Annotated in this window: 11 protein-coding genes; 1 reads left to right on the forward strand and 10 read right to left on the reverse strand. The window is 51.4% G+C overall.

Translation table 11 applies throughout. The features are described 5' to 3' along the window. Window positions 1-138 precede the first annotated feature (138 nt). The 5 genes from ACPLUI_RS07890 to ACPLUI_RS07910 form a co-directional block, all read right to left on the reverse strand. Window positions 139-708 (reverse strand): HD-GYP domain-containing protein, encoded by a 570-nt coding sequence (locus tag ACPLUI_RS07890; protein ID WP_424659720.1) that lies wholly within the window; start codon window positions 706-708, stop codon window positions 139-141. Between the two features lie 7 nt (window positions 709-715). Further along, on the reverse strand, window positions 716-1,021 hold the full coding sequence (locus ACPLUI_RS07895) for a DUF2325 domain-containing protein (protein WP_424659721.1): 306 nt from the start codon (window positions 1,019-1,021) through the stop codon (window positions 716-718). Between the two features lie 220 nt (window positions 1,022-1,241). Further along, a complete protein-coding gene (gene feoB / locus ACPLUI_RS07900) occupies window positions 1,242-3,299 on the reverse strand; it encodes a ferrous iron transport protein B (protein ID WP_424659722.1) in 2,058 nt (685 codons plus the stop codon). 5 nt (window positions 3,300-3,304) lie between these two features. Further along, the gene (locus ACPLUI_RS07905) at window positions 3,305-3,547 is read right to left on the reverse strand and encodes a FeoA family protein (RefSeq protein WP_424659723.1); all 243 of its coding nucleotides are present in this window, start codon (window positions 3,545-3,547) and stop codon (window positions 3,305-3,307) included. 29 nt (window positions 3,548-3,576) lie between these two features. After that, complete coding sequence (locus ACPLUI_RS07910) at window positions 3,577-3,822, reverse strand: FeoA family protein (protein WP_424659724.1); 246 nt, start codon at window positions 3,820-3,822, stop codon at window positions 3,577-3,579. A gap of 645 nt (window positions 3,823-4,467) precedes the next feature. On the opposite strand from ACPLUI_RS07910, the gene ACPLUI_RS07915 reads away from it, so the two are divergent. Then, a complete protein-coding gene (locus ACPLUI_RS07915; RefSeq protein ID WP_424659725.1) occupies window positions 4,468-4,842 on the forward strand; it encodes a NifB/NifX family molybdenum-iron cluster-binding protein in 375 nt (124 codons plus the stop codon). On the opposite strand, the gene rodA is transcribed toward ACPLUI_RS07915, so the two are convergent. The 5 genes from rodA to ACPLUI_RS07940 form a co-directional block, all read right to left on the reverse strand. Next, on the reverse strand, window positions 4,839-6,167 hold the full coding sequence (gene rodA / locus ACPLUI_RS07920; RefSeq protein WP_424659726.1) for a rod shape-determining protein RodA: 1,329 nt from the start codon (window positions 6,165-6,167) through the stop codon (window positions 4,839-4,841). The genes ACPLUI_RS07915 and rodA overlap by 4 nt on opposite strands. Before the next feature lie 126 nt (window positions 6,168-6,293). After that, a complete protein-coding gene (gene minE / locus ACPLUI_RS07925) occupies window positions 6,294-6,581 on the reverse strand; it encodes a cell division topological specificity factor MinE (protein ID WP_424659727.1) in 288 nt (95 codons plus the stop codon). 23 nt (window positions 6,582-6,604) lie between these two features. Continuing rightward, a complete protein-coding gene (gene minD, locus ACPLUI_RS07930; RefSeq protein ID WP_424659728.1) occupies window positions 6,605-7,399 on the reverse strand; it encodes a septum site-determining protein MinD in 795 nt (264 codons plus the stop codon). 32 nt (window positions 7,400-7,431) lie between these two features. Continuing rightward, window positions 7,432-7,836, reverse strand: coding sequence for a septum site-determining protein MinC (minC, locus tag ACPLUI_RS07935; protein WP_424659729.1), 405 nt, complete (start codon window positions 7,834-7,836; stop codon window positions 7,432-7,434). A gap of 86 nt (window positions 7,837-7,922) precedes the next feature. Continuing rightward, window positions 7,923-8,106, reverse strand: a 184-nt coding sequence (locus ACPLUI_RS07940) for a hypothetical protein (RefSeq protein WP_424659730.1), incomplete at its 5' end; no start/stop codon positions are given.

Consider the following 8,106-nt stretch of genomic DNA (forward strand, 5'->3'; position numbering starts at 1 on the left):
GGCTTTCTATTTGCAAAGGTCCAGCTTGTCCGTTCCGACCCCGTCTCCGTGACGGTTTAAAGCTTCTAAAAGTTTTTAACCATTGCTTAAAACCATTTTAAGGTTATTAAAGAGAAATGTCAATAATAAGTTAATAAGTTAAGTGCCTGGCACCCAACCCAACCGTTCTGCCGCTTCCACGAGCACGGGGTCAAACTGCCTGGCTTTGCCGGCCAGAACCTCCTGCCAGCACTGCTGCCAGCTCAGTGGCGGGCGGTAAGGGCGTTCCGAAGTCATAGCGTCCACTGCATCGCACAGCGCAATAATTCGGGAGCCAAGGGGAATGGCCTCCCCTTTTAATCCGCGGGGATAACCTTTCCCGTCCCAGCGCTCGTGGTGGTGCAGGACTATTACAGCAATCCTTTTCAATTGTCGCGATTTGGCTAAAATATTATAACCGATTTCCGGATGGCGCTGGATTATGGCATATTCGTGAGGTAAGAGCCGGCCCGGCTTGCGTAAAATTTGATCCGGAATGCCGATTTTGCCTATATCGTGCAAATGGGCCGCAATATGTACCATTTCCAGTTCCCCGCCCTTCAAGCCAACCAGCCGGGCGAGAGCCACCGCCATGTCCGCCACCCGCCGGGAATGCCCGCAGGAATAGGGATCCCGGGCCTCCAGGGCACTTACAAGGCATTCTACGGCATCATGCAGCAAGTAATCCATACGAGGTCTAAAGTTTAACATTTTCCGTTACCACCTGGTTCAGCCCAAGTTTCCGGTGTATATGGCCCCAGGTTCGCTTCGCATATACTACCGGAATATTTTTCTTCCTGGCTTCTTCTTTGATTAAAGTAGCAATGGTATGACTAACGTAGTCTGTTAAGACGATGACCAGGCCGGCCTCTTTTGGTATGTTCAACTTACCTGCAGCAGTATTTTTCCGCCCTCTGAAATGGTAAACCCCATCGAACCCCAATCGAAAAAGGTTATGTGGGATTTTCCCGAGCCGGTCGCCACCAACAATAAATACGCTCATAGTTCAATCCCCCTTTTAGCTGTCCTCGTCCCAACTTTTGTCGCCCATAACCCCACAAATGCAATTGGTGTAAGATATCCATACCTTTTCGATGGTAATGGATATCATTCTCATTTTAGTGTTATATAAAATCCCGGCCTTCCTGATGGACTGGTCGAGCCGGGATGAACGACTGGAGCTAAGATGAAGACATGCAGCTATAAATCGGAAAACCGGATATTCAGCTCAATCCTAATAAATGGCCAACCTGGTAGATAATCACTGCCACCAGCCATCCCAGGACGAGGCTGTAACCGATGGCAAAAGCCGTCCACTTCCAGGAGTTGGTTTCCCTTTTGATGGCGCCGATGGTCGCCGCGCAGGGAATGTAAATCAAGCACATAGCCATAAAGGCATACGCCGAAAGAGGAGTCCAGTGCTGCTGGATGATGGGGATCAAACTTTTAGCTTCCTCGCCCACACCGTAAATGACACCAAGAGTACTGACCACTACCTCTTTGGCCAGGAGGCCGAAGAGCAGGGCAGAGGCAGCTTCCCAGGTACCAAATCCAGCAGGGGCTAAAACGGGGGCAAAAATAGCACCCAGTCTGCCGATTAGACTTTCCCTGCTGGCGGGTTCCACGCCCCAGGGCAGCACAGAAAGGAGCCAGATCAGGACCACCACGCCGAAGATGATGGTACCGGCCTTACGCAGGAAGGCACTACCCCGGTCCCACATATGAATCAGTGTTCCCCGCAAAGTGGGCATGCGGTACGGTGGAAGCTCCATGACAAAGGGAGCAGCCTCGCCTTTGAAGAGAAAAGTTTGAAAGACTTTGCCCATGATGATGGCCAGCAAAATACCCAAAAGGTAGATTGAAAAAACTACCAGGCCCTGCCGGGCACCAAAGAAGGCCCCGGCAAAGAGCACATAGATAGGAAGACGGGCTGTGCAGGACATCAGGGGGTTGATTAGAATTGTTATCAGCCTGTCCCGCTTATTTTCCAGGGTGCGGGTAGCCAGAATCGCCGGTACGTTGCACCCAAAACCAATCAGCATGGGCATAAAGGATTTCCCGTGCAGCCCCAGGGCATGCATAAAACGGTCCATGATATAGGCCGCCCTGGCCATGTAACCGCTATCTTCGAGAAAAGAGATGGCCAGGAAGAGCAAAAAAATCAAGGGGACAAAAACCAGCACCGCACCTACGCCGCCAATAATACCGTCTACAACCAGGGAATTAACAATCTGAGGGGCCCCCACGGCAGATAAACCTTTACCCACCACCTCCCCCAGCCATTGAAAAAAGGTCTCGATCCAGTCCACCATGGGGTTTCCCAGCTTGAAAGTGAATTGAAAAACAGCCCACATGGAAAACAGAAAAATGGGGAGTCCGAGATAACGATTAGTTACAATCCGGTCAATTTTATCTGAAAGAGATAATCTTTGTTCAACACGGGTATGTCTTTTTACGGTTTCTCTAACCAGCCCGCCAATAAAACCATAACGCTGGTCGGCCAGAAGGATCTCCGGTTCCTCACCGGTTAATTCCCGTAACCTGCGAACACTTTTTTCGCGGCGAGCCAGCAGGTCAGTGCTACCGGGATACTTGCGTATCTCTTCTACAAACCGATCATCTTCTTCAAGCAACTTTATAGCCAGCCAACGTAAAGGGTAATCCCTCATCAGGCCTGCATGACTGGCAATAATGGTCTCCAGAGAGGCCAATTCTTCTTCAACTTCTCGCTGGTAGGTAATTTTAAGCGGCTGCTGTTTTGGATTTCTGGCAGCATTAAAGGCACAGGTTAGCAGTTCCTTCATGCCCTGTTTTTTGGTGGCCACCGTAGGTACTATCGAAATACCGAGTATTTCAGAAAGCCTGGCAACATCAATAGATATGTGGCGGCTTTCAGCCTCATCCATCATATTCAGGGCGAGCACTACATTGGCGCCCATCTCTAATAACTGAATAGTTAAATAAAGATTACGTTCAATATTTGAGGCATCAATAACGTTAATAATCACATCCGGTTTTTCTTTTAAAATATAATTCCGCGCAATTATTTCATCCTCCGAAACAGCTCCCACGCTGTATATACCCGGCAGGTCCACCACCCGATGCGAAACCCCTTCGTAAATCAGCCGGCCTTCTTTCTTTTCTACCGTTACCCCCGGCCAGTTCCCCACATGCTGGCGGGCACCGGTCAGGTTATTAAAAATACTGGTCTTCCCGGAATTCGGATTACCTGCCAGGGCGATAACAATGCCCGCGGGTTTTAATTCGGGCGCAACTTCCATGTGACTTACTCCTCCTTAAATGCAATCTCATCAACAAAAATCCTCTGGGCCATCCCTCGCCCCAAAGCCAGACGTCCTTCCCCCAGGGCTACAATTACCGGTCCGATACCGTTGTTTTGAACCATATGGACAACCTTTCCACGCACAAGACCGAGAGCGGTCAATTTCTCACGCAATGAAACGCCGCCCGCAATATCACGGACCACACCGCTCTCCCCCTGGTTCATAAACCCCAGTGTTTCATCCACAAGCACTCCCTGATCTCAAGCTCTAAACTTTAAAAGACTTCCACCGCCACTCCGTTTGCCTCTTCTTTTCGCAAAGTCAACCGGAAACCTCGAACAATGATCTCTATCGGGTCGCCCAGCGGCGCCCTGCCTTGAACAGTAATTTCCACGCCGGGCACCAACCCCATGGCCAGGATGCGCCTGCGCAAGTCACCTTGAGCATTAATCCGCGCGACCCGACACTTTGTCCCCTGAGCCAGTTCCCCAAGCAGTTTAATACCGCTTGTTTCATGCATCTCCCCAACCCCCCTTTTAAATGTTAATGATATTCATTATCGTTCTTATTGTATAATGATAATCATTATCACTACTATCATATATTGCTTTTAGCTTTCCTGTCAACCCCCATCTCCAAGAGATCTTCTGTCCAGGTGTCTTGATAACTAAAATTTTTTACAGGTATATTTCCCTGGCCAAATTCAAGTTTAGCATCCCTTGAAATTACCACGTCAAGATGTTGAAAATGCGGCAGGTTTGTTTTGCGGCCAGCAAGTCGGTAAGCAAAAGTTCTTCAGTACACCCGGTAAGGTTGGAAACGGCAAAATAGGCCTGCCAGTCCCGGTGGTACGGGAAAGGTTTATGATTTCCAGCGATTTGTCAAGATCCCCGTACAACGGTCCAGTTTTATAGTCTTCCTGGAATGAGAGGGATATTGCAATTTACAAAGTGTTAAACCCCCTCCCCATTGCACAATGCAATTCCCCTTTATGCAATAAGGAAGGTTTCCTAATCGCTTTATCTTTCACAGGGCTGTTCACCACTCCTGGTCTTTTTTTTGCGTGTCCTGTAGACCGGGTAACCCGCCCCTTGAGAATGCAAAGGTTGTATTTACTCTGCACAACCATATGTTCTACAAGATTTGGCAAAAGGAGGGAAAAGATATGAAAGTGGCTATTCCAAACGATAGCGGTTTTGTTAAACAGTATTTCGGGAGGAGCAAGGAATTTATAATTTTCGATATATCAGACCGAGAAATTAAAGGCCACAAGGTGTTATCAACCGCGCCTTTCCAGCACAACTACGAAGAGCTGGCAAAACTTTTGGTGCAGGAAGGCGTGGACACATTAATTCTGGGCAGCGCAGGGTTGAGAGCCATCCAAACACTCCAGCAGCACGGGTTAAAAGTGATCACGGGTGCCAGCGGCAGTGTAAGGGAAGCAGCCGTCGCTTATGCAAGGGGAGCACTGGTAACCCGAAAGGCTCGCTGGACCAGGGCAATGTATACGGCCCTCAATGAACCAGATTTCACCATCTAAAACAGGATTTTCTTGCGCCTCATGTAAACGTTCAGCAAAAGCCCCAGCGCAGACAGGTTCATGATTATATTGCTACCCCCGTAACTGAAAAGGGGGAGAGGAATACCTGTCACTGGCATAATCCCCGCTGTCATGCCAATATTGATAAAGACGTGAAAGGCAAACATACAGACCACTCCGCCGGCCAGGAGCGCTCCCTGCAGGTCCCTGGCCTGGGATGCAATTTTAACCCCCCGGTACAGGAGGAGCAGGTACAGACCCAGGAGCGTCACCGCCCCCACAAACCCAAACTCTTCACCTACAACCGAGAAAATGAAGTCGGTATGGCGGATGGGCAGAAAGGTCAGGTGGCTCTGGGTGCCTCCGAGCAATCCTTTGCCCAGAAATCCCCCGGAACCGATAGCAATGAGCGACTGCCACACGTGGTAGCCCGCTCCCAGCAGGTCACTCTGGGGATCTAAAAAAACGGTCAGGCGGGTGACCTGGTATTCTTTGAGGATGTGCCGGTGGAAAGACTCATGCCGGCGGTGAGCTTTCTGGTAATCTTTCTCCACCTGCTGATATTTCTTTTCCAGCTCCTGCCTGGCAGTTTCAGAAACGGCCGTCTTTTTTTGCTGTTCCAGGGCCAGCAGCTGTTTTTCCAGGTTGACGTCGGTGTTGTGCAGGTGCGCATGCAGGACAAACAGGCCAATCATAAGGGTCAGGCCCGTTCCTATAAGGACCAGGAGCAGACCCGGCCTGGCCCCGGCCAGGAAAAGCATGCCGAACATGACGGCCACAAACACCAGTGAAGTGCCGAGGTCCGGCTGCTTCAGGATCAGGAGAGTGGGGAGCCCCACGTACATAAAGCAGGGCAGGAGGTCCCGCAGGCGATTCAAGCGGCCTTCCCGGGCGGACAGGAAGCTGGCCAGGGTGATGATCATGATCAGCTTGGAAAACTCGGAAGGCTGAAAACTGAAGGGCCCGATGCTGATCCAGCGCTGCGCACCCAGAGCTTCCCGCCCGATAAAAATGACTGCGCCCAGCATAATCAGGTTCAGTATATAAAGTCCCCGGGCATGTTTACAAATATCTTCGTATGGTATATACATAATCGCCGCCATAAACAGCAAGCCGATGATAATCCATGCCAGTTGTCTGACAACGTAGGTATAATCCAGGTGGAACAGTTTCACGATAAAAAAAAGATCTTTCAGCCGGCTGTACGATTCATCGGTAAATTCCAGCGTGGCGCTGCCAATAGCCACCAGGCTGAACAGGATCAACAGGCCGGCCGCTAAGAGAAGGACATGATCAAGGCTGCGTACAAACCGTTGACCGAACAAGTTACATCACCATTCTTTCAATGGCCCCAAAACTACAGGTTTAATTATATACCACCTCCGGGCACAAAAAAAGCCCCGGGGTAATGCCAAATTACCACAGGGTCACGCTTGTCGATTTATGCGGTTTCAAATGCCCGATGCCAGGTGTCTCGCCGTGCGTTTCATACCCCTCACAGGAATGCTGGCCACCAGGGCCACCTGGGTTTCATTGCTGTCCAGGTTGATCTCGAGTGAATCCTGGTCAATATCCATGTACTTCTCGATAACCTGAATCAATTCCGTTTTCAATGTTTGCAGGAGCTGGGGTGAAACACTGGCCCGGTCGTGCACGAGCACCAGGCGTAACCTCTCCTTGGCCACATTTTTACTCCCACCTGCTTCCCGCCCGAACATGCGGTTTAAAAACTCGAGCAAGGCCAACCCCCCTTACCAGTAGATTAGGATAAACCGATCATCCGCCGCAAAAAGCGGGACACAAAACCGCCTTCGTCCAGGTTCATCATCGGTACTGCTTCTCCCTTAATCCTCCGGACGATGTTGCGGTAAGCCTGTCCCGAGCGGGAACGTTCATCCTGAACCACGGGTTCTCCCCGGTTGGTGCTGATCACCACCATCTCGTCTTCCGGCACCACTCCCAAAAGGTCGATCGCCAGGATGTCGATAATATCCTCAATGCTCATCATATCCCCGTGCCGCACCATGCGCGGGCGGATACGGTTGATAATCAGCCTGGGGTCCCGCAGTTCAGCCGCCTCCAGTAGCCCGATGATCCGGTCCGCATCACGTACCGCGGCCACCTCGGGGGTAGTCACGACAATGGCCTTATCCGCACCGGCGATAGCATTACGAAACCCCTGCTCGATGCCTGCCGGGCAGTCGATGATGACGTAATCAAATTCCTGCCTGAGTTCCTCGCACAGGGCCTTCATCTGATCGGGACTTACCGCTGTTTTATCTTTGGTCTGGGCGGCGGGCAGCAGAAAAAGCCCCTCGAAACGCTTATCTTTGATCAGAGCCTGCCGGAGACGGCAGTGCCCCCCGGTAACATCGGTTATATCGTAAACGATACGGTTTTCAAGCCCCAGGACCACGTCCAGGTTGCGCAACCCGATATCGGCATCCACCAGTACCACCCGGTGCCCGTGGGCAGCCAGGCCCGCCCCCAGGTTGGCCGTGGTGGTGGTTTTACCAACCCCCCCTTTACCGGAGGTGACCACGATAACTTCACCCATATAAGAGCCTCCTCTTTTCGCAATTTCCCATTTTATCCCTGGCGTTCCCCATTAAAAATTTCGATCGTCACCAACCCGTTCTTTATCCGGGCTACTTCAGGCCGTTCAGGTCTTGAGCTCTGCTCATCGGGGGGGCGCGTAATGTGACCGGCAATACGGAGCTGGGTGGGTTCCAGGCGGAAAGCAAGTACCATGGCCTTTTCATTCCCACCGGCACCGGCATGTACCACTCCCCGCACGGCACCCATTACGATGATGTTACCCGTAGCTACCACCTCCGCCCCCGGGTTGATATCGCCAATAATTACGATGTTGCCGTCGTAATGGATCTTCTGGCCGGAACGCAGAGTACGCTGAATTAAAATTGTGTTATCATCCACCTGTTCACCGGTGCAGGAGAGCCACCGGTGCTGCGGGTTCTCTTTCTCCCTGCTCAAAGTCACTCCCCCCAGTGCTGATTTAAATTCTACAGGACGCAACCAAATCCTGCTAATCCACGACCATAAAAATTTACCCGGGCATGTCAAAAACCCGGGACATAAACAGGAATTTGCTCCTGAAAAAGCATCTCCGCCGGGACGCACACCGCATCACTGAACCTGTTTGTTTTCACGGGGTGCCTCCAGAGGACCGCTCTGCGGGGGTGGTTGACTGCCGTTGTTGGACGGGGTGGCAGGTCCACCTCCTCCGGCAGGAGGTGAAGCGCC

This window comes from Desulfofundulus sp., assembly GCF_049701015.1.
In the GTDB taxonomy this organism is placed as follows: Bacteria; Bacillota; Desulfotomaculia; order Desulfotomaculales; family Desulfovirgulaceae; genus Desulfofundulus.

Coding starts and splice junctions, on each gene's coding strand:
- ACPLUI_RS07890 (WP_424659720.1), bottom strand. CDS start 708: ATGGATTACTTGCTGCATGATGCCGTAGAATGCCTTGTAAGTGCCCTG.
- ACPLUI_RS07895 (WP_424659721.1), bottom strand. CDS start 1,021: ATGAGCGTATTTATTGTTGGTGGCGACCGGCTCGGGAAAATCCCACAT.
- feoB (WP_424659722.1), bottom strand. CDS start 3,299: ATGGAAGTTGCGCCCGAATTAAAACCCGCGGGCATTGTTATCGCCCTG.
- ACPLUI_RS07910 (WP_424659724.1), bottom strand. CDS start 3,822: ATGCATGAAACAAGCGGTATTAAACTGCTTGGGGAACTGGCTCAGGGG.
- ACPLUI_RS07915 (WP_424659725.1), top strand. CDS start 4,468: ATGAAAGTGGCTATTCCAAACGATAGCGGTTTTGTTAAACAGTATTTC.
- minD (WP_424659728.1), bottom strand. CDS start 7,399: ATGGGTGAAGTTATCGTGGTCACCTCCGGTAAAGGGGGGGTTGGTAAA.